Genomic DNA, 19,141 nt, shown 5'->3' with positions numbered 1-19,141 from the left:
TCACCGTTTGGCTATCATCCGTTGGGGATTCACGAACTGGATGGAACACGAGTGGCTGACAATGGACATGATGGTGCGCCTGGCGCACTTGGTGCGGTCTATGCGGCCAAGCGACCGGAGGAGGTTGCGGCCCTCTACGACAGCTGGTCGCAGACCTATGATGCCGATATGTCGGCGGCCGGCTATCGCCATCCGACGATCTGCCTTGCCTTGCTCGCCCGCCATCTGCCGCGCGGCGCCTCGCCGCTGCTCGATGCCGGGGCTGGCACCGGGCTCATCGGCGAATGGCTGAGCATCACCGGCTATCCTCTTGTCGAGGCGCTCGACATTTCCCAGGGCATGCTGGCGCAGGCCGCTCGCAAGGGCGTCTATTCGGCGCTGCATTGCCTGGCGCTCGGTGGGCCGCTGCCTTTCGTTGATGGTGCTTATGCCGGGATCGTCTCGGCGGGCGTCTTCACCTCGGGCCATGTCGGCGTCGAGGGACTGGACGAGTTGATCCGCATCTGCCGGCCTGGCGGGGTGATCGTGCTGACGGTCAAGAACACGCTGTGGGATGCCGGCTTTGCGGAAAGGATCGCGGAGCTCGAAGCGCAAGGCGTCGTCACGCGCGCCGAGGAGACGGCCCCTTATGTCTCGATGCCGGGCGAGGCGGACACCGTGCCCAGCCGCGGTCTCGTGCTGCGTGTGAGCTGACGGAAAACCGTTTCACACTTTTCCTGGATTTGCTCTACGCTTTCACCCTGTCACCGGCAGGGTCATACATCGGCTCAAGACGGATCGTTGCCGGCGTAGGCTCCATCGCCACGACAAGCTCGTAATTGCCAGAGGCGAGGAAATCGTCGCTGACGCCGTCGGCGTTGCGCACATAGCCGAAGCCGATGTTCTGGCCCAGCGTATAGCCGTAGCCGCCGCTGGTCAGATAGCCGACCGGCTGGCCATCGCGCAGGATCGTCTCGCGCCCGACCAGCACGACCGCCGGATCGTCGACGGTGAAGCCGGCAAAGCGTTTCTTCAATGCGGCGCCGTTGATCGCCTCGAGCGCGCGGCGGCCAATGAAATCCGTGTTCTTGCGCAGCTTGACCGCCCAGCCGAGCCCGGCTTCCTGCGGCGTATCATTGGGCGTGATGTCCGAACCCCAGGCGCGGTAACCTTTTTCCAGCCGCAGCGATTCCAGCGCCCGGTAGCCGACCGGTCGGATGCCGTGCTTCTTGCCCGCCGCTATCAGCGCGTCGAAGACTTCGCCGGTGGCAGCGATCGGCACATGCAACTCCCAGCCGAGTTCGCCGACATAGGTGACCCGCAGCGCCCGAACGATGTGTCCGGCAATGGCAATTTCGCGCGCATGGCCGAAGGGGAAGCCGGCATTCGACACATCCGCATCGGTCACGTCAGCCAGCACGTCGCGGGCGTGCGGTCCCATCAGTGACAACGTGCCGAAATCCTCGGTGACATCGATGAGCTTGGCATCGAGGCCGTCGCCGATATGATCGCCGATCCACGACAGATCATGCGTGCGGAAACCGGTGCCCGTGACGATATAGAACTTCTCCTCGGCCAGCCGCGCCACGGTCAGGTCGGCCTCGATGCCGCCGCGCGTGTTGAGAAGCTGCGTGTAGGTCAGCCGGCCGACCGGCTTGCTGACGTCGTTGGCGCAGATCCAGTCCAGCGCTTTCAGTGCGTCGGGTCCGCTCAGTTCGTATTTGGCGAAAGATGACTGATCGAAGATGCCAACCTTTTCGCGTACATGCTTGTGCTCTTCGCCGACCGCCGCGAACCAGTTCTGCCGCCCCATCGAATAGATGTCTTTTGCCTCGACGCCCTCTGGCGCGAACCAGTTAGGCCGTTCCCAGCCGAGCTTGGATCCGAACACGGCGCGGTGTTTCTTCAGCCGTTCGTAGAGCGGCGAGACGATGCGCGGTCTTCCGCTGGTGTATTCCTCATGCGGAAAGCCGATCGTATAGTGCTTGCCATAGGCCTCCAGCGTACGCTCGCAAACCCATTGCCGATCGCGGTGCAGGTTGGAAAATCGTCGGATGTCGACAGCCCACAGGTCGAGCGGCGCCTCGCCATCGACAGCCCATTGCGCCAGCACCCAGCCGGCGCCGCCACCCGATGCTATGCCGAAGGCATTGAAACCGGCGCCGACGAACATGTTGGCGCATTCGGGCGCCACGCCGAGAATGAAATTGCCGTCCGGCGTAAAGCTCTCCGGCCCGTTGATCATCTGCTTGACGCCGACGGTTTCCAGCGCCGGCACGCGTGCGATCGCTTGGCGCATGTGCTGTTCGAAATGGTCGTAATCGTCGTCGAACAACCGGAATTCCCAGTCGTTGGGTACGTCGCCCCCGGGAAGATCAGTCGTCCAGGCCTGCGGGTTGGGCTCATAGCCGCCCATCACCAGTCCACCGACCTCCTCCTTGAAATAGGTGCGCCGGTCCGGGTCGCGCAGTGTCGGCGCGTTGGTCGCCAGCCCGTCGATCTTCTCGGTGATGATGTACTGGTGCTTCACCGGGTGCAGCGGCACGTTGATACCCGCCATGGCGCCGACCTGCCGTGCCCACTGGCCGGCGCAGTTCACCACCTTGTCGCAGGCGATGTCGCCCTTGTTGGTCTTCACTTTCGTGATGCGGCCGTCCGTCATCTCGAAGCCGGTGACGCGCACCTCCTCGAACAGCTTCGCGCCATGCATGCGCGCGCCCTTGGCCAGTGACTGCGTGATGTCGGAAGGGCTGGCCTGTCCGTCGGTCGGCAGCCAGGAAGCGCCGACGAGATCGTCGGTTTCCATGAGTGGCCACATTCTTTTCACTTCGGCCGGCGACAGCAAGTGCATGTCCATGCCGAAGCTCCTGGCTGTCGTCGCCAGTCTTTTGTATTCAGTCCAGCGGTCGGCATTGGTGGCCAGCCGCAGGCACCCGGTCATCTTCCAGCCGGTGGCGAGACCCGTCTCGGCCTCCAGCCCCTTGTAGAGCTCGACGGAATATTTGAGTACGCGGGTGATCGAGGCCGACGAACGCAGCTGGCCGACCAGGCCGGCGGCATGCCACGTCGAGCCGGACGTCAGCTTGCCCTGTTCCAAAAGCACGACATCGGCCTTGTGATCGCGGGCCAGGTGATAGGCCGTCGAACAGCCGATGATGCCGCCGCCAATGACGACGATCCCGGCATGTGTAGGCAATGTCATGGTTTTTGAATCCCGTATTTTGTTCTGTAGTTTTCCAGCGCGATCTCGAGCCGCGCCAGGTTCTCGCCGGTATAGGCGACGTAATCGACGCCCGGCGCGTCGAGGTGCAGTTCCGAAACCATGCTCCACATCGCCTCGCGCAGCAGCGAAGCGCACTGCATGGCCGCATGCGAGCGGCGGATTTTCTCGTCCGGCTCACGGCTGAGATAGGCGGTCAGCAGCTTTTCCGACTCGTCCTCGGACATGCCGGCATTGGAGGCGACGCCGGCGAGGTCGAACATTGCGGTGTTGAAACCGGCATATTCGAAGTCGATCAGCCACAGCTTGTGGCCGTCGTCGAGCAGATTGGCCGGCAAAAGATCGTTGTGGCCGAAGACGATCGGCAACAGCGCCTGCGCCCGCTCAAGTTCGTCGGCAAGTGCGAGATATCTAGGCAACTCGCCGGTCATGCGGCTGTCGCCAGCCTGCAGCGTGCGCGCGTAGTCGCGGATGACATGGAACACCCAGAACATGAAGCCGGCACCGGAGACGTGGTTGGGCATCTCCCGGTGAAACCCGCGCATCAGCGATGCGACGCGGCCGATATTGGCGCGCACGTCCTCGGCCAGATAGGTCCGGGCGCCCAGGAATTGCGTCACCATGATACCCGGTTCGGCATAGTGGACGGCCGGCGCGAAGCCCCCCGCATGTGCCGCGCGTGCGGTCATCACCTCGCGGTCGCGAAAGACGTGGTGGAACGGGTAGTCCTTGCCGAAGCGCACCACGTGCTGCCCGGCCGCGTCCTTGACCAGATAGTTGGCGTTGCTGAGGCCACCCGGCAGCGGCGCGATATCGATGCTGCCCGCCCAGCAGGGCAAGGTGCGGATGCGGTCTTCGGCGGTCATGGTGCTGTTCCTCGTTTGGCGAGGGGTCGGCCAAGCGCCACGGCCTGCACAAAGGTGCCGGGCTGCCGTGGCGACATGCGCTGATATTTTCGAAGTTCTCGTCGGTGCGTATCTCGGGACCTACGCCCCGCACCGCACCGACGAGCCCCATACGCCGGCCTGCTCGAGGCTGGCATCCGCCCCCGCGGATTCGAAAAATGTCGTCGCCGTGGCGCCATCAATTTCCCAAGCGCTTCGGCGGGCAAGTTTGGATGCGGCTCAGCCATCATTTTCCCACGGCAGTCCGAGCCTGCATGAAGGCAGTGTCATGCCATGTGGTCGGCTTGTCAACGCAAACTTGTGGCTTTTTATGTCTTATTGCCCGATAGTGCCGATGATTCCTTGTCATACTCAGCAGGTTTGCCTTAGAAGCGGTCAAGGCGCGGCAATTCACCGAACGAGAACCGATGATCCACTCGAAGCGACATGGCGAGATCCTGCGTCTCCTGCAGGAAGAGGGCACCATCACCATCGCCAGCCTTGCCGATCGGCTCGGCGTGTCGCTGGAGACCGTGCGCCGCGACGTCAAGCCGCTGACCAGCGACGGTTCGGTCCTGAAGATGCATGGCGCCATCGGCCTGCTGTCGATGGCGGGTGAAGCTCCGTTCGAGCGACGCATGCGCGAGAACGCCGACGCCAAGCGCGCCATTGCCCGCATGGTCGCGGCAACCATCCGCGACGGTGAATCGATCATGCTCGACACCGGCACGACGACGTCTTTCCTTGCACGAGAACTGCTGGGACATCGGCGGCTGACGGTCGTGACAAACTCGTCCGACATCGCCCGCACGCTGGCCACCGTCAACGGCAACAAGGTCTACATGGCCGGCGGCGAGCTGCGCAGCGATTCAGGCGCCGCCTTCGGCGTCTCGGCCATCGAGTTTGTCAGCCGCTTTTCCGTCAGCCACGCGGTGATCTCGACCGGTGCTGTCGATACCGCGATGGGCATCATGGATTACAATCTGGAAGAAGCGGAATTCGCCCGCATGGTCCTGTCGCGCGGCCAGCGGTCTCTCGTCATAACCGACCACAGCAAGTTCGGCCGTCAGGGTCTGGTCCAGGTCTGCGGCTTCGACGGCTTTTCCGAACTCGCCACCGACCGGTCGCCACCGGATGACATAGCCGCCGCCCTTGCGCAGGCCGGAGCGCGACTCAGCATCGCTGGCGGCGCAGCCGGGTCCTAGCCGAACACCATCGATTGGTGGGCGCATACGCCCGCGAAGGCGCCACCCGCCACGGCGAAGGCGATGTTATGCATCGCGCGTGCCGCGTCTCCGGCGGCATAGACGCCGGGAACCGTTGTCTGCTGCCGCTCGTCGACGGTGATCACGGGACCCATGAAACCGTCGGTGAAGCCGCAGCCGAGCTGCTCGGCCAGCGGGCTCGCCATTGTGTTGCGCGGCGCGGTGAACATCGCCCTGACGCCGGCCCTTCGGCTGTCGTTGAGATGGACGATCAATCCGCCGGAACCGTCTTCTTGCAGTTCGGTGACAATGGTCGGCTCAAACCTCACCTTGCACTTGTCCAGGACGGCCATTTGCTCGGCGTCGGGCTCAAGCAGGCCGTTGCCGAACAGCGTGACATCGCCCCAGTCGGCGATCAACTGCGCCTGATGCATCGACATCGGACCGGTTGCGAGCGCGCCAAGCGGTCCGCCGGAGACCTCGTAGCCATGGCAATAGGGGCAGTGCAGAACGGTCTTGCCCCATTGTTCGGCAAGCCCGGGAACGTCCGGCAGGATGTCGCGAACGCCGGTCGCCAGCACCAGTCGTGCGGCGCCGAATGTCTCGCCACCACCGATGGTGACTTCGAAGTCGTCGCTGCCGGCGGCCATGGCCCTGTCCGCACGCCCGCTGAAAACGCTGGCCGTCGGATAGGCAAGCAATTGCCGCCTCGCGTCGTCCAGTATCGCATCGGGCGCGCGTCCGTCCTGTCCCAGGAATCCGTGCGAATGCTCGGCAAAGCGGTTGCGCGGCTGGCCGGCGTCGATCACCAGCACATTGCGCCGCGCCCGAGCCGCCTGGATGGCGGCGGACAGGCCGGCAAAGCTGCCGCCCACGACGATCAGGTCATACCGCATGGCTGGACACTCCAATCAGGTCATAGCGCCGGCGGAAGTCGGCGGTCAGGTCGGCGAGCGTGATGAGGCTGAGCTTCTGCTCAAGCAGCTTCTCCGCCTCGACACGGAATTCGTCGAGAACAGCGATCACCGCTTGCTCGACGAGGCAGCCCGGGCTTTCCGGTTCTGTGCTGAACGGCAGCAGCGTTTCGCCAAGCGCGACGCTGATCTCGGCCAATGAAATGGCTTCCGGCGCCCGGCCAAGCAGCCAGCCGCCGCCATGGCCTCGCGCCGAGGTGACGATACCCGCGTCCCGCAGGCCGGCGATGGTGCGGCGAACGACAACCGGGTTCGTATGGATGAAGGCGGCGAGCTGTTCGGAGGTCAGGGCGCGGCCCGGTGTCTCGGCCATGTGGACGAGGATGTGCAAGGTCGAGGAAAGCCTGCTGTTGCGTTTCATGTAACTTACATAGTTACGAATCTTCTGGATGTCAAACCCCGCGAGAGAGGGTTTCTGGTCAGTCCTCGGCGGCGGCTGAAGCTGTCGGAAAAGTCATCCGGAACCGGGCGCCTGATGGATCACCCTGGAGGATCTCGATCCGGCCGCCATGCAGCTGCATCATCTCCTGCACCAGATTGAGACCGAGTCCGGCGCCGTGATCGCGCGGGTGCAGCCGGTAGAACGGCTCGAAGATCCGCTCACGTTCGCCCAGTGGCACGCCGTCGCCCTCGTCCAGAACCTCGATCACGGCGGGTGCGGTGACACTGACCGTTATCTTTCCAGTATTGCCGCCATGCTCGATGGCGTTCTGGACCAGATTGGTCACGGCGCGCTCGATTGCGGTCCGGTCGCCGGTGACGAAGACCGATTTCGCCGCCGGCTCGAAGGACATCTCATAACCAGCCGAAAAGGCCATCGGCGCGAGATCGACGACAACGTTGCGCGCGATCACCACAAGGTCGACCGGCTTGAAATGCTCGGCCTGCCGGTCGAGGCGCTGCAGGTCGAGAAGCTGGTCGGCCAGCGTCGAAAGGCGCGCCGCGTCCTGCAGCAGCCGGGCCCGTTCGGGCATTGGCGGCAGCGAGGCAAGGCGTGTGTTGAGGATGGCGACCGGCGTTCGCAATTCGTGCGCCGCGTCGGTCAAGAAGCGCTTGTGACGCTCATAGCCCCTGTCGAGGCGTTCCAGCGCCGCATTCACCGCCTTGACCAGTGGCGTGACTTCCCTGGGCACGTCCTTCAGGGGCAGCCGCACGCCGCGCTTGTCGATATCGATGCGCTCGGCCTCCGTGGCCGCATGGCCAAGGCCCGAAAGCGCACCGCGCACCACCCAGGGCGTGGCGAAAAGCGTGGCAAGCCCCATCAGCCCGGCAAGCGGCAATATCCCCCACAGGAAGAGTTGTGGCGCTTCCATGAGCAAGCGAAGCAGGGAAAGCCCGCCCTTGGTTCCGGTCATGATCTGGACGCTGCCGGCCGCCGTGTCGGACCATCGGATCTTGGCGGCGGGCGGCGCGGCATCACCGATGGCATGGTCGATACGGGCGTCGCTGATGTTGTCCAGCAGTCCGACAAAGGGCTGGAACGCGGCGGGCACCGTGCCTTCCTGAAGCCGATGACCTTGCTTGTCCCTGATGATGAACCAGAGATCCGGGACGTTCGAGCGCAACGTGATGAGGTCAGGTGTCTCCTTGAGGATGAGATCGCCCTTGGCGTCGCGCGCGATGGCGTCCACGAGCACATCAAGGGACGCGTCCTCGTAGTCGTGTGGAATAAGCCCGGTGGCCAGCAATGCGCCGATGATGCCGAGGATGATCAGTGTCAGCATCGCGCATTGCAGCAGGGCGATGCGCAGCACCAGGCTCCATTTCAGCGATCGCGGGCGTCGCAGCGTCATGGTGTCTCGCGCAACAGATAGCCGACGCCGCGAATGCCGTTGATCGTCACCCCGCTATCGGCATCGGTGAGCTTGCGGCGCAGGCGCGAAACATGGGTGTCGAGCGCGTTGGACTGGATTTCATCGTCGAAGCCGAAGACCGCTTCCATCAGGGCCTCACGCTGCACCATGCGGCCGGTGCGCCGCATCAGCGTCTCGAGCACGAGAAGCTCGCGGCGCGGCAAGCCGAGCAGTTCGCCGCGGATCGACACCTCTCGGTGTCCGACGTCGAGGACGAGATGGCCGGCCCGGATCACTTGCGACTGCATCGGCGCGGGACGCCTGAGCAGCGCGCGAAGCCGCGCCATGAGCTCCTCGAAAGCGAACGGCTTCGCCAGATAGTCGTCTGCTCCCATGTCCAGTCCGTCGACCTTGTCCGCGGTATCGCCCCTCGCGGTCAGCATCAGCACCGGAGTGGTGTTCTTGTCGGCGCGCAGTTTTGACACCAGCGAAAGCCCATCGCCATCCGGCAGTTGCCGGTCGAGAAGGATGGCGTCATAGGCGTCGACGGTGACGAAATCCCTCGCCTCGAGCAGCGAGGCGGCATGATCGACGACCATGTCGTGCCGCTTCAGCGCGGCGCGCAGCGCCGAAACCATTTCCGGTTCGTCCTCGACCAGCAAGATACGCATTTATCACCCTTGGCGAAGACCAGTATCCGCCGCCCTACATCGCCAAGATTGCGCAAACATGGCGATTTTGAAGCGCCGGCAGCGTGCAGACCATTTCTTGCAATCTCCGGTTTTCGCAATGTCTATGCAATCCGGTCGTCGCAAACACCACCCATCGAATGCCGGCGAGCGATTCGCTTGTGTTCGGACGCGGGAGCATCGGACCCAGGAATTGGCTTCGGGAAATCGGATGCTCAAACAGAGATAGAGCGGTCGCGCTGGCCTCAACGGCGCGTCGGCCGCTTCAAATATCGAGGATGGATATGCCTGCAAGTGACGCCTTGTCTTTTCTTCTGGCCTGGACCTCGGCGCCGGCCAAAATTGGTTCCGTAACGCCGTCCAGCTCCAGCCTGGCAGCGCTGATGACGCAAGACATCGGCCCCGAGACCGGGCCTGTGCTCGAGCTTGGCCCGGGCACCGGACCGTTCACGCGGGCTTTGCTGACACGTGGTGTGCGCGAGAGGGATTTGACGCTGATCGAATCCGATCCCGATTTCGCCGCCATGCTCAGGCGGCGCTTCCCCGGGGCTCGCATTCTCGAGATGGACGCGGTCGGCCTGCGTCACCTGCCGCTGTTCGACGAGCCGGTTGTTGGTGCCGCGGTCAGCGGCCTTCCCTTCCGGCTGATAACGCCGCGCCACACAAGGGCCATTCTCGAAGGCGTCTTTGCCAATCTGCGCCCAGGTGGCGCACTGTATCAGTTCACGCTCGGTTGGCGCTGCCCGATCGACCAGCCAATGCTGGACTGCCTCGATCTCGAAGCGACGCGGATCGGCTTCACACTTCGCAATTTCCCGCCGGCCACCGTCTACCGGATCTCCAGGATCAAGACCGTCAAAACCTATGATTGGCGCTTCTCTTGACCGGGCCGCTGTCGAGCATTCTCGGCCTCGGTCTGTTCGGCGTCTTCTGCCTCGCCTTGACCGAAAAGATCCTGCCGATCCCGCCTTCGCACGTGCTGCTGCTGTTCCTCGGCATGACGGCGGCTCCGGATGCAGTGACGTTGGCGATCCTGATGCTGGTGACGACGCTTGCCTCGTCCGCTGGCTGTCTTGTCTGGTACGCGGTGGGCCGTCGGATCGGCTCCGATCGTGCTGACAGGCTGGTCGACCGGTTCGGTCGATATGTCTGTCTGCGACCTTCGACCTACCATAAGCTCGGCCAGGCCTATCGCCGCAATCATATCCGGGTCTCGTTGCTGGCGCAGTTCATTCCCACGGTGCGCAATTACCTGCCGATCGCGGCCGGTGCGCTCCGCCTGCCTGCCTTGCCCTTCGCCGCCGCGACAATGATCGGCGCCATGCTCTGGAATGCCGGCTTTCTCGTCACCGGCTACCTGATGCGCGGCAGCGGCAAGGACACCCTCACGGTGGGCTTTCGCATCATTGTCATCGTCGTGGCCCTGGAGACGGCATTCATGCTTGCGCTGCGCTATGGCCCCGCGTGGCGGCGGCGCATCAGGCTGGCGCTCGGCTGAACGCGAGGCGCCTCCGCTCCCAGTTATGGGATAAGCTCCGGCGTCGGCTTTCCTTCGCTTTCGCGCCGGTGTTTAGTCCGGCCATGGCTTTCACCATCCGCCAGCTGCAGTTCTTCATCGCCGTGGCCGAGCAAGGGACGGTATCGCGCGCCGCGCAAAACCTCTCCATCTCGCAATCCTCGGTCACCGAAGCAATCAAGGAGCTTGAAAGCGATCTCGGCGTCGAACTGTTCGAGCGCCATCCGCGCGGCCTGAACATCACCCACAAGGGCCATCAGTTCCTGCGCCACGCGACAAAAATTCTTGCTGACGTCTCCGACGCACGCCGCTCCTTCTCTGGAGAGCAGGCCGTGGCGGGCGGGCGGCTGCAACTCGGCGTCACATCGCTGGTCGCCGGCTACGTGCTGTCGGATCTGCTTGCCCGCTACCGCCGCGCCTATCCGGGCGTCGAGGTCTCAGCCATCGAGGACAATGGCGACTATCTCGAACACCTGCTGATCGGCGGCAAGCTCGACATCGCCGTCATGGTGACCTCCAACCTGCGCGACCGCACCGCGCTGCAGTCCGAAATCCTCGAAGTCTCCGCCTATCGGCTGTGGCTGCCGCTCGGCCATCCCCTGGCCGGCGCGGATATCATCGGCATCGGCGACATCGCCTCGGAGCCGCTGATCATGCTCACCGTCGACGAGATCGAGGAGAACACCGGCAAGCTGCTAACGGCGATCGGCGCCAAGCCGCATGTCGCCTTTCGCACCCGTTCCGTTGAAGCGGTGCGCAGCCTGGTTGCCACCGGCGCCGGCGTGGCGCTGCTGCCCGATCTTGTCTACCGGCCGTGGTCGCTGGAAGGCGACCGCATCGAATCGCGCGATATTTCGGGCTCGTTGCCGGTGGTGCAGGTAGGCATGGTCTGGCGGCGCGGTTCCGGCCTGCCGCAGGCCGCGCGCGACTTCATCGGCCTCGCCCAGTCGCAGCGCACCGTCCGCCAGCGGCCCTGACAATATTCTCGTCGACCTATCGGGAAAACCGATATCGCCTTTCTGATAAATGAATTTGCGAAACCGGAATTTTCACAGCACCTTGCATCTCAGGGACCAAAGCCGCCGCAAGTGCGGCCCCTTGGAGCGCTGCTCGCCATCGGGCGAACTGACACTTTAAGTTCGCGCATGATCCGTTCCGAAAGCCGATCCGGGTTTCGGGGTCACGCGCCAAAATGGGAGATTGATGATGAATTCATTTTTGAAGTCATGCACTGCTTTGACGGTCGCGCTGACCTTCTCCGGCCAGGCAGTCGCCCAGGTCAAGGAACTCGGCAAGGGCGAGGGTCAGGTCAACATTGTCGCGTGGCCGGGCTATATCGAGCGCGGCGAGACCGACAAGGGGTATGACTGGGTCACCTCCTTCGAGAAGGAGACCGGCTGCAAGGTCAACGTCAAGACCGCCAACACCTCCGACGAGATGGTCTCGCTGATGAACGAGGGTGGTTTCGACCTCGTCACGGCCTCAGGGGATGCCTCGTTGCGCCTCGTCGCCGGCAAGCGCGTCCAGCCGATCAACACCGATCTCATCCCAAGCTGGAAGACGGTCGACGACCGCTTGAAGAACGCGCCATGGTTCACTGTCGGCGGCGTCCATTATGGTGTCCCCTACCAGTGGGGCCCGAACATCCTGATGTACAACACCGACGTGTTCAAGCAAGCGCCGAAGAGCTGGAACGTCGTCTTCGAGGAAATGAACCTGCCGGACGGCAAGTCCAACAAGGGCCGCGTCCAGGCTTATGACGGACCGATCCACATCGCGGACGCCGCCAACTATTTGATGTTCCACAAGCCGGAGCTGGGCATCAAGGATCCCTACGAACTGAACGAAGACCAGTACAAGGCTGCACTCGCGCTGCTGCGCGTCCAGCGCACGCTGGTTGGCCGCTACTGGCATGACGCGGCGATCCAGGTCGACGACTTCCAGAACGAAGGCGTTGTCGCCTCGGGTTCGTGGCCGTTCCAGGTCAACACGCTGGTCGCCGCCAAGAAGCCGATCGCCTCGACCGTTCCCGAGGAAGGTGTCACCGGCTGGGCCGACACCACGATGATGGAAGCCGACGCGGCCAATCCGAACTGTGCCTACAAGTGGCTCGAGCACTCGCTGGCACCGAAAGTGCAGGGCGATGTTTCGGCCTGGTTCGGCTCGCTTCCGGTTGTGCCGGCCGCCTGCAAGGGCAACGAACTGCTCGGCGAGGAAGGCTGCAAGACCAACGGCTACGAGAACTTCGACAAGATCAAGTTCTGGAAGACCCCGGTGTCGAAATGCGCCAGCCAGAACGACCAGTGCGTGCCCTACTACCGTTGGGTGTCGGACTATATCGGCGTCATCGGCGGTCGGTGATTTCGCCACGCATTTATTGATAGGTTGACGCTGCCCCTCACCCTTACCCTCTCCCCGTATAGAGACGGGGAGAGGGGGGCGTCAGCGCGGGAGCTTCTCCCTTCTCCCCGTCTCTATGCGGGGAGAAGGTGCCGGCAGGCGGATGAGCGGCAGCACTGCCGCTCGAATTGAAAAGCCTGAAAGATCAGGACAACCCATGACCTCAGCCGTTTCCTTCAGACAAGTCTCCCGCCATTTCGGCAGCGTGCGCGCTGTCGACGCGGTTGATCTCGACATCGTGCCGGGCGAATTCTTCGCCATGCTCGGGCCCTCGGGCTCCGGCAAGACGACGTGCCTGCGCCTCATCGCCGGCTTCGAGCAGCCGACATCGGGTTCGATCTCGATCTTCGGCGAGCGTGCCGAGGGCGTGCCGCCCTATCGCCGCAACGTCAACACGGTGTTCCAGGACTATGCGCTGTTCCCGCATCTCAACGTGCTCGACAACGTCGCCTACGGGCTGATGGTCAAGGGCGTCGGCAAGGCCGAGCGCCAAAAGGCAGCTGAAGAAGCGTTGTCGCTGGTACGGCTGCCCGGCTATGGCGCGCGCCGGCCCGGCCAGTTGTCCGGCGGCCAGCGCCAGCGCGTCGCGCTCGCCCGTGCGCTGGTCAACCAGCCCAAGGTGCTGTTGCTCGACGAGCCGCTCGGCGCGCTCGACCTCAAGCTGCGCGAAAACATGCAGGAAGAGCTGAAGTCGCTGCAGAAGGCGCTCGGCATCACCTTCGTGTTCGTCACCCACGATCAAGGCGAGGCCCTGTCGATGGCCGACCGCGTCGCCGTCTTCAACGACGGCAAGATCATGCAGATCGGCACGCCGGAGGATATCTACCAGCGGCCGAAGACCCGCTTCGTCGCCGATTTCGTCGGTTCGTCGAACGTGTTGCCGCCAGGTTTCGTCCAGCGCTATTGCGGCCAGCACCGCTGGGGCAGCCTGCGCCCCGAATCCATTCGCGTCGGTCGCGCGGCCAGCGGCGAAGGTGTTTCCGCGCGCCTAGTCTCGACCAATTATCTCGGCGCCACGACAAAGCTGTCTGTTGATGCCGATGGGCTGCGACTGCACGCGGTCGTGCCTGCCGGCACCACCTTGCCGCAGGAGGGCGAAGCGGTGGTGCTGACCTTCAATCGTGACAGCCTGCATCTGATGGACGAGCCGGCATGAGCCTCGACGCCACCATGCCACGCGCCACCGCTCCCGCCATCCTGCCGGGCAGTGGCGGCTTGCGCGGCGCGCTGTCGGACCTTTTCTGGCGCAAGCCCAAGGTGCTGCTGCTGCTGATGCTCTTGCCGCCCTTGCTGTGGCTCGGCATCGTCTACATCGGCTCGCTGTTCGCCCTGCTGGCGCAGAGCTTTTTCTCCATCGACGAGTACTCGGGCCTCATCAACCGCCAGTTCACGTTGAAGACCTATGGCGACCTGTTCCAGGCCGCCAATCTCGATATCATCCTGCGCACGGTGACGATGGCGGCATTGGTCACGCTGGCCTCGGCCATCGTCGCCTTCCCCATTGCCTACTATGCTGCACGCTATGCGCGCGGCCGCTGGAAGGCACTGTTCTATCTCGGCATCATGCTGCCGTTGTGGTCGAGCTACCTGGTCAAGATCTACGCCTGGAAGCTGATCCTGGCCAAGGAAGGCATCCTCACCTGGCTGCTAGGCAAGCTGCATCTGCAATGGCTGCTCGATGCCTGGCTGTCGCTGCCTGTGGTTGGCGGCAACTCGCTGTCGGTGTCGTTCACCGGCACCTTCATCGTCTTCGTCTATGTCTGGCTGCCCTTCATGATCCTGCCGGTGCAGGCGGCGCTCGAACGCGTGCCCGGCAATCTGGTCGAGGCCTCGTCCGACCTCGGCGCCTCGCCCGGCCAGACCTTTCGCAATGTGCTGTTCCCGCTGGCGTTGCCCGGCATCGTCGCCGGCTCGATCTTCACCTTCTCGCTGACACTCGGCGACTACATCATCCCGCAGATCATCGGCACGTCGCGGCTGTTCATCGGCCAGGCCGTCTATGCCCAGCAGGGCACCGCCGGCAACATCCCGCTTGCCGCCGCTTTCACGGTGGTGCCCATCATCATCATGGGCTTCTACCTCTGGGGCGCCAAACGCATGGGGGCCTTCGATGCGCTCTGAAGATGCGAAAGCAAAGTTGCTAGTCGAGTTCCCAGAGCTCGGAAATCCGGAGATCATATTTCAAAAAGAAGTATTCGCTCATTTCGGCTTGGCATTTCTGAAGTTCGGTTTGGTGGAACATTCGTTGATCAATGTCCTAACTTTCTGGAGTGTGGGCGAGGGAGTGCGGACAGGAAAAATTCGATCTCGATTAACTTGGGAATCGGCGTTTGACAGCGGCTACGAACAGGCTGTGGCGCTGACCTTCGGCAATCTCACAAAGAAGGTCTGCTCAATTGCTGAGTTCTCTGATCTGAGATCGAGCTTCGCTGATGCAAAACGGCTACGTGATTATTTCGCGCATCATTTTATGCGTGATGAAGCAGCCTATTTTGAATCTGAAGAAGGCTGTTGGCTGCTCCTAACGAAGATCGCAGAAGTTCGTCATCAGGTGCTCAGACTGGAGGATGCTCTAAAGCCTAGATTCGAGGCCATGCGCGAGCGTCTTAAACTGCCGCGTCAGGATGAGAGCCAGTTGAACGAGCTGCTAGCTGCCTATTATCGAGAGGCACGCGAAGATATCGCAGCTGGATCTGCCAAGGTCGGGTGGGAAAAAAATGCGCTCTGATCGTGGTCAATCCGCTCCCCTCGGCCTGAAGGTCGCCGCCGCCTGCGGCCTGCTGTTCCTGCACCTGCCGATCCTCTTGATCTTCGTCTACGCCTTCACCACCGAGGAAAAGAGCTTCGTCTGGCCGCCGCCCGGGCTGACCACGCAATGGTTCGCCGTCACCTGGAACCGGCCGGATGTCTGGCAGGCGCTGTCGCTGTCGGTCAGGGTCGCGGCTTTTTCGACCGCGATCGCACTGGTCCTCGGCACGCTGTGCTCGGCAGCGGTGTCGCGGACAAAATTCTTCGGCCGGGAAACCATCTCGCTGCTGGTCATCCTGCCGATCGCGCTGCCAGGCATCATCACCGGCATCGCGCTGCGCTCGGCCTTCGCGCTGACCGACATTCCTTTCTCGTTCTGGACGATCGTGCTCGGCCACGCCACTTTCTGTGTCGTCGTTGTCTACAACAACGCCGTCGCCCGCTTCCGCCGCACCTCGGGCTCGATGATAGAGGCGTCGATGGATCTCGGCGCTGATGGCTTCCAGACCTTCCGGCACGTCGTGCTGCCCAACATCGCGACCGCGCTGCTTGCCGGCGGCATGCTGGCCTTCGCTTTGTCCTTCGACGAGGTCATCGTCACCACATTCACCGCCGGCCAGCAGCAGACGCTGCCGATCTGGATGCTCGAAGAGCTGATCCGCCCGCGCCAGCGCCCGGTCACCAATGTCGTGGCCATGGTCGTCGTGATGGTGACGCTGCTGCCCATCCTTGCCGCCTATTACCTGACCCGCGACGGCGACCAGATCGCCGGTTCGGGCAAATAACTGAGTTCATAAGGGAGAGACGTCCATGGACACCCAGATGCTGATCGGCTCGAAGTTCGAGAAGGGCACGGAAACCGAGGAGCCGATCCTCAATCCGAAGACCGGGGCGACAATCCTCAACCTGCCCGAAGCCAGCCAGGCGCAGATCGAGGCGGCGGTGCTCGCCGCCGAACAAGCGTTCGTCTTGTGGTCGCGCACAACGCCGGCACAGCGCTCCGGCTATTTGCTGAAGATCGCCGACCGCATCGAGGCCGACGCGAAGGAGTTCGCGGCGCTCGAGGCGTTGAATTGCGGCAAGCCGATCAATGCCGTGCTGAATGACGAAATACCGGCGATCGTCGACTGCTACCGCTTCTTCGCCGGCGCCGTGCGCTCGATGCCGGGCGTGGTCGCCGGTGAATACCTGCCCGGCCACACCTCGATGGTCCGCCGCGACCCGATCGGCATCGTCGCCTCCATCGCGCCGTGGAACTATCCGCTGATGATGATGGCCTGGAAGCTGGCGCCGGCGATCGCCGGCGGCAATACGGTCGTCTTCAAGCCTTCCGAACAGACGCCGCTGACGGCGCTGAAGCTGGCAAAAATCCTTGCCGAGATCCTGCCCGAAGGCGTTGTCAACGTCGTGCTCGGCCGTGGCGACAGCGTCGGCAACACGCTGATCAACCATCCCAAGGTCAACATGATCTCGATCACCGGTGACGTCGCCACCGGCAAGAAGGTGCTGCAGGCGGCCGCCAAGTCGGTCAAGCGCACCCATCTCGAGCTCGGCGGCAAGGCCCCGGTCATCGTCTTCGATGACGCCGATCTCGGCGCGGTGGTCAACGGCCTGCGCGCCTTCGGCTATTACAACGCCGGCCAGGACTGTACCGCCGCCTGCCGCATCTATGCCGGCAAGAAGATCTACGACAAGCTTGTCGCCGAGCTGTCCTCGGCGGTCTCGACCATCAAGTACAATCGTCCGGATGATACGGAAAACGAGATCGGGCCGTTGATCTCGCGGCGCCAGCGCGACCGCGTATCGAGCTTCGTCGAGCGCGCCTCGGAACTGAAGCACATCGAGATCACCACCGGCGGCAAGCCGGGCGAGGGCACCGGCTTCTATTACCAGCCGACCGTCATTGCCGGCGCCTTGCAGGAAGACGAGATCGTGCGCCGCGAAGTGTTCGGCCCGGTCGTCTCGGTCACTCGTTTCACGGAAGTCGACGAGGCGGTGAACTGGGCCAACGACAGCGACTACGGCCTGGCATCATCGGTGTGGACAAAGGATGTCTCGCGCGCCATGGCGACGGCGGCCCGCCTGCAATATGGCTGCACCTGGATAAACACCCACTTCATGCTGACCAACGAGATGCCGCATGGCGGGCTGAAGCAGTCCGGCTACGGCAAGGACATGTCGCTCTACGCGCTGGAGGACTACACCGCTGTCCGGCATGTGATGGTGGCGCATGGGTGAAGTTTCCCTTCTCCCCGTTTTTACGGGGAGAAGGTGGCCCGAAGGGCCGGATGAGGGGCAGCACAATCTTGCCCAGCTTAGCTCCGTCCCTCATCTGCCTGCAGGCATCTTCTCCCCGTAAACGGGGAGAAGGTAGCTACTCAACAATCCGAAAAATCTGCCACAGGCTGGTGCCCGACACGACATAAGGCTCGATCTCCTTGCCCCATTTGGCATGGGCGTCGATCTTGCCGATCTTGGCGAAGAACGCCTCCAGTTGGGCCAGGCTTTCGACCTGGTGATGTGACTCGACCGTCGCCTCGCGTGCGCCGATCGAACCGGTCATGATCTGGAATTTCAGATCAGCGATGCCGACCTGGGAGCCGATCTCGCGTTCCCATTTCTTCAGCAGTTCGAGCACGGTCTGCTTGTGCCCGAACCTGGCGTCGATCTGCCATCTGGCGCTGAACATCGCCGCCTCCTCACTCGTCCCAGGCTTGCACGACGGTCTGCCGTGCGATCCTACCGTTCTTCAGCTCCAGCATCGCCGCGGCGAATACTTTCGTTCCGTCCGGATAGGCGCAAGCCTGGGTGAAGGCGAGGTTGTCGCCGTCGGCGATCGTCGTGTCGACCTTGTGGGTCATCGCCCGGCTGCAGATGTCGTCCCAGAATGTGGTGATCGCGGCGCGGCCGCGGATCTCGCGTGGCTTGCTCGGTGGGTTGTTGCGGTCGATCACCCGCACCAAGGCATCGTCGGCATAGAAGCTCGACAGCATCTTTCCATCACGGCCTTCGATCGCCTTCTTGATCGCCGCGCCGTCCACGGTCTGTGTCTTGGTCAGCATTTTATCCTCCATGGCCCGTCTTCATGATCGGGCGGTTGATGATCGGAAGTGCCGCCCGGCGCTCATCGTCGGGCAGTGGCCTTTGTCACTGCGACTTCGCCTTGATGTCGGCGAAGACCTGGTCGGTCTGCTTCTTGAAGGTCGCGAGATCGACCTGGCTGCCGTTGAGCATGGTCGACCAGTGGCGCACGATCGCAGCCATCGTCACGGCCTCCTTGATCTCCTCATCGGTCGCGCCATTGAGCTTGGCCGCCTGCGTGTGGAAGTAGATGCAGTACTGACAGGGAATCTGCGATGCGACGGCAAGGCCCATCAACTCCTTGGTCTTGCCGTCGAGCGCGGTCTTGGGGTTGAGCTGCACGCCCTTGATTTCGGCCCAGGCGCCGGCGACCGCGACGTCCGGCAGTGTCTTGAACATGTCCGGCACCGAGCCGAGCGTTGCTTGGATGTCCTTGTAGGCAGCGGTCGCCGAAGCATCCTCGGCCTTTGCCGGGACAACAGCGAACAGCGTCGCGACGCCTGCCGCTATCACCAGCGATTTGAGTGTCTGGTTTGATTTCAGCATTTCATTCTCCGTTCGCAGCGCCTTTCCCGGCGACATCCGCCTTGGCCTGCATGGGAAGAATTGATAGCGCTTACGGCCCAGCGGCCGCTTCGCCCAAAAGCGCCAT

The 19,141-nt window shown here is 63.1% G+C and carries 20 protein-coding genes; 11 read left to right on the top strand and 9 right to left on the bottom strand.

The annotated features are described in order from the left end of the window. The first annotated feature begins 51 nt into the window (after positions 1-51). Positions 52-693, top strand: coding sequence for a class I SAM-dependent DNA methyltransferase (locus ABVQ20_RS18735; protein ID WP_354460985.1), 642 nt, complete (start codon positions 52-54; stop codon positions 691-693). Between the two features lie 34 nt (positions 694-727). Here the strand turns inward: ABVQ20_RS18735 and ABVQ20_RS18730 are convergent, their stop codons facing one another. Next, positions 728-3,181, bottom strand: a complete 2,454-nt coding sequence (locus ABVQ20_RS18730; RefSeq protein WP_354460984.1) for a GcvT family protein — start codon at positions 3,179-3,181, stop codon at positions 728-730. Further along, on the bottom strand, positions 3,178-4,065 hold the full coding sequence (locus ABVQ20_RS18725; protein ID WP_354460983.1) for a phosphotransferase: 888 nt from the start codon (positions 4,063-4,065) through the stop codon (positions 3,178-3,180). The genes ABVQ20_RS18730 and ABVQ20_RS18725 overlap by 4 nt, the downstream gene beginning before the upstream one ends. Positions 4,066-4,511: 446 nt before the next feature. On the opposite strand from ABVQ20_RS18725, the gene ABVQ20_RS18720 reads away from it, so the two are divergent. Beyond that, on the top strand, positions 4,512-5,288 hold the full coding sequence (locus ABVQ20_RS18720) for a DeoR/GlpR family DNA-binding transcription regulator (protein ID WP_354460982.1): 777 nt from the start codon (positions 4,512-4,514) through the stop codon (positions 5,286-5,288). Here the strand turns inward: ABVQ20_RS18720 and ABVQ20_RS18715 are convergent. Genes ABVQ20_RS18715 through ABVQ20_RS18700 form a run of 4 tightly spaced genes read right to left on the bottom strand, consistent with a single transcriptional unit; the run spans position 5,285 to position 8,726 of the window. Further along, on the bottom strand, positions 5,285-6,184 hold the full coding sequence (locus ABVQ20_RS18715) for an NAD(P)/FAD-dependent oxidoreductase (RefSeq protein WP_354460981.1): 900 nt from the start codon (positions 6,182-6,184) through the stop codon (positions 5,285-5,287). The genes ABVQ20_RS18720 and ABVQ20_RS18715 overlap by 4 nt on opposite strands. Then, the gene (locus ABVQ20_RS18710) at positions 6,174-6,623 is read right to left on the bottom strand and encodes an RrF2 family transcriptional regulator (protein ID WP_354460980.1); all 450 of its coding nucleotides are present in this window, start codon (positions 6,621-6,623) and stop codon (positions 6,174-6,176) included. Before ABVQ20_RS18710 ends, ABVQ20_RS18715 begins: the two co-directional genes overlap by 11 nt. 58 nt (positions 6,624-6,681) lie before the next feature. Continuing rightward, on the bottom strand, positions 6,682-8,055 hold the full coding sequence (locus ABVQ20_RS18705; protein ID WP_354460979.1) for a sensor histidine kinase: 1,374 nt from the start codon (positions 8,053-8,055) through the stop codon (positions 6,682-6,684). After that, positions 8,052-8,726 carry a response regulator transcription factor gene (locus ABVQ20_RS18700; protein WP_354460978.1) on the bottom strand — a complete coding sequence of 225 codons (675 nt, stop codon included), beginning with the start codon at positions 8,724-8,726 and terminating at the stop codon, positions 8,052-8,054. The genes ABVQ20_RS18705 and ABVQ20_RS18700 overlap by 4 nt, the downstream gene beginning before the upstream one ends. Positions 8,727-9,127: 401 nt before the next feature. Between ABVQ20_RS18700 and ABVQ20_RS18695 the strand changes: the two genes are divergently transcribed. The 9 genes from ABVQ20_RS18695 to ABVQ20_RS18655 all read left to right on the top strand — a co-directional run bounded on the left by ABVQ20_RS18695 (position 9,128) and on the right by ABVQ20_RS18655 (position 17,646). Further along, on the top strand, positions 9,128-9,628 hold the full coding sequence (locus ABVQ20_RS18695; protein WP_354460977.1) for a class I SAM-dependent methyltransferase: 501 nt from the start codon (positions 9,128-9,130) through the stop codon (positions 9,626-9,628). After that, the gene (locus ABVQ20_RS18690; RefSeq protein ID WP_354460976.1) at positions 9,625-10,242 is read left to right on the top strand and encodes a DedA family protein; all 618 of its coding nucleotides are present in this window, start codon (positions 9,625-9,627) and stop codon (positions 10,240-10,242) included. Before ABVQ20_RS18695 ends, ABVQ20_RS18690 begins: the two co-directional genes overlap by 4 nt. 83 nt (positions 10,243-10,325) lie before the next feature. Continuing rightward, positions 10,326-11,237, top strand: coding sequence for a LysR family transcriptional regulator (locus ABVQ20_RS18685; protein WP_354460975.1), 912 nt, complete (start codon positions 10,326-10,328; stop codon positions 11,235-11,237). Between the two features lie 229 nt (positions 11,238-11,466). Then, positions 11,467-12,621, top strand: coding sequence for an ABC transporter substrate-binding protein (locus tag ABVQ20_RS18680; protein ID WP_354460974.1), 1,155 nt, complete (start codon positions 11,467-11,469; stop codon positions 12,619-12,621). 196 nt (positions 12,622-12,817) lie between these two features. Then, positions 12,818-13,816 carry an ABC transporter ATP-binding protein gene (locus tag ABVQ20_RS18675; RefSeq protein WP_354460973.1) on the top strand — a complete coding sequence of 333 codons (999 nt, stop codon included), beginning with the start codon at positions 12,818-12,820 and terminating at the stop codon, positions 13,814-13,816. Beyond that, positions 13,813-14,781, top strand: coding sequence for an ABC transporter permease (locus tag ABVQ20_RS18670; RefSeq protein WP_354460972.1), 969 nt, complete (start codon positions 13,813-13,815; stop codon positions 14,779-14,781). Before ABVQ20_RS18675 ends, ABVQ20_RS18670 begins: the two co-directional genes overlap by 4 nt. Next, positions 14,771-15,388, top strand: a complete 618-nt coding sequence (locus ABVQ20_RS18665; protein WP_354460971.1) for a hypothetical protein — start codon at positions 14,771-14,773, stop codon at positions 15,386-15,388. The genes ABVQ20_RS18670 and ABVQ20_RS18665 overlap by 11 nt, the downstream gene beginning before the upstream one ends. Then, the gene (locus ABVQ20_RS18660) at positions 15,378-16,193 is read left to right on the top strand and encodes an ABC transporter permease (protein WP_354460970.1); all 816 of its coding nucleotides are present in this window, start codon (positions 15,378-15,380) and stop codon (positions 16,191-16,193) included. The genes ABVQ20_RS18665 and ABVQ20_RS18660 overlap by 11 nt, the downstream gene beginning before the upstream one ends. Before the next feature lie 25 nt (positions 16,194-16,218). Then, on the top strand, positions 16,219-17,646 hold the full coding sequence (locus tag ABVQ20_RS18655) for a gamma-aminobutyraldehyde dehydrogenase (protein WP_354460969.1): 1,428 nt from the start codon (positions 16,219-16,221) through the stop codon (positions 17,644-17,646). 136 nt (positions 17,647-17,782) lie between these two features. Here the strand turns inward: ABVQ20_RS18655 and ABVQ20_RS18650 are convergent, their stop codons facing one another. The 3 genes from ABVQ20_RS18650 to ABVQ20_RS18640 all read right to left on the bottom strand — a co-directional run bounded on the left by ABVQ20_RS18650 (position 17,783) and on the right by ABVQ20_RS18640 (position 19,035). Continuing rightward, positions 17,783-18,097: a hypothetical protein gene (locus tag ABVQ20_RS18650; RefSeq protein WP_354460968.1), complete on the bottom strand. Its 315-nt coding sequence runs from the start codon at positions 18,095-18,097 to the stop codon at positions 17,783-17,785. Between the two features lie 10 nt (positions 18,098-18,107). Continuing rightward, positions 18,108-18,470 (bottom strand): nuclear transport factor 2 family protein, encoded by a 363-nt coding sequence (locus ABVQ20_RS18645; protein ID WP_354460967.1) that lies wholly within the window; start codon positions 18,468-18,470, stop codon positions 18,108-18,110. Between the two features lie 85 nt (positions 18,471-18,555). Then, entirely contained in the window at positions 18,556-19,035 is a 480-nt protein-coding gene (locus ABVQ20_RS18640) for a carboxymuconolactone decarboxylase family protein (RefSeq protein ID WP_354460966.1), read from the bottom strand. Positions 19,036-19,141: the final 106 nt, after the last annotated feature.

Source organism: Mesorhizobium shangrilense (genome assembly GCF_040537815.1).
Lineage (GTDB): Bacteria > Pseudomonadota > Alphaproteobacteria > Rhizobiales > Rhizobiaceae > Mesorhizobium > Mesorhizobium shangrilense.
Note: the sequence above shows the minus strand (reverse complement) of the source record. Positions and strands in the feature narration are given on the sequence as shown.

Excerpts from the sequence above, each read along its gene's own strand:
- ABVQ20_RS18695 (WP_354460977.1), top strand. The coding sequence starts at position 9,128 with ATGACGCAAGACATCGGCCCCGAGACCGGGCCTGTGCTCGAGCTTGGC.
- ABVQ20_RS18705 (WP_354460979.1), bottom strand. The coding sequence starts at position 8,055 with ATGACGCTGCGACGCCCGCGATCGCTGAAATGGAGCCTGGTGCTGCGC.
- ABVQ20_RS18715 (WP_354460981.1), bottom strand. The coding sequence starts at position 6,184 with ATGCGGTATGACCTGATCGTCGTGGGCGGCAGCTTTGCCGGCCTGTCC.
- ABVQ20_RS18725 (WP_354460983.1), bottom strand. The coding sequence starts at position 4,065 with ATGACCGCCGAAGACCGCATCCGCACCTTGCCCTGCTGGGCGGGCAGC.
- ABVQ20_RS18700 (WP_354460978.1), bottom strand. The coding sequence starts at position 8,726 with ATGCGTATCTTGCTGGTCGAGGACGAACCGGAAATGGTTTCGGCGCTG.
- ABVQ20_RS18650 (WP_354460968.1), bottom strand. The coding sequence starts at position 18,097 with ATGTTCAGCGCCAGATGGCAGATCGACGCCAGGTTCGGGCACAAGCAG.
- ABVQ20_RS18680 (WP_354460974.1), top strand. The coding sequence starts at position 11,467 with ATGAATTCATTTTTGAAGTCATGCACTGCTTTGACGGTCGCGCTGACC.
- ABVQ20_RS18670 (WP_354460972.1), top strand. The coding sequence starts at position 13,813 with ATGAGCCTCGACGCCACCATGCCACGCGCCACCGCTCCCGCCATCCTG.
- ABVQ20_RS18710 (WP_354460980.1), bottom strand. The coding sequence starts at position 6,623 with ATGAAACGCAACAGCAGGCTTTCCTCGACCTTGCACATCCTCGTCCAC.
- ABVQ20_RS18720 (WP_354460982.1), top strand. The coding sequence starts at position 4,512 with ATGATCCACTCGAAGCGACATGGCGAGATCCTGCGTCTCCTGCAGGAA.
- ABVQ20_RS18685 (WP_354460975.1), top strand. The coding sequence starts at position 10,326 with ATGGCTTTCACCATCCGCCAGCTGCAGTTCTTCATCGCCGTGGCCGAG.
- ABVQ20_RS18655 (WP_354460969.1), top strand. The coding sequence starts at position 16,219 with ATGGACACCCAGATGCTGATCGGCTCGAAGTTCGAGAAGGGCACGGAA.
- ABVQ20_RS18645 (WP_354460967.1), bottom strand. The coding sequence starts at position 18,470 with ATGCTGACCAAGACACAGACCGTGGACGGCGCGGCGATCAAGAAGGCG.
- ABVQ20_RS18640 (WP_354460966.1), bottom strand. The coding sequence starts at position 19,035 with ATGCTGAAATCAAACCAGACACTCAAATCGCTGGTGATAGCGGCAGGC.
- ABVQ20_RS18660 (WP_354460970.1), top strand. The coding sequence starts at position 15,378 with ATGCGCTCTGATCGTGGTCAATCCGCTCCCCTCGGCCTGAAGGTCGCC.
- ABVQ20_RS18675 (WP_354460973.1), top strand. The coding sequence starts at position 12,818 with ATGACCTCAGCCGTTTCCTTCAGACAAGTCTCCCGCCATTTCGGCAGC.
- ABVQ20_RS18730 (WP_354460984.1), bottom strand. The coding sequence starts at position 3,181 with ATGACATTGCCTACACATGCCGGGATCGTCGTCATTGGCGGCGGCATC.
- ABVQ20_RS18665 (WP_354460971.1), top strand. The coding sequence starts at position 14,771 with ATGCGCTCTGAAGATGCGAAAGCAAAGTTGCTAGTCGAGTTCCCAGAG.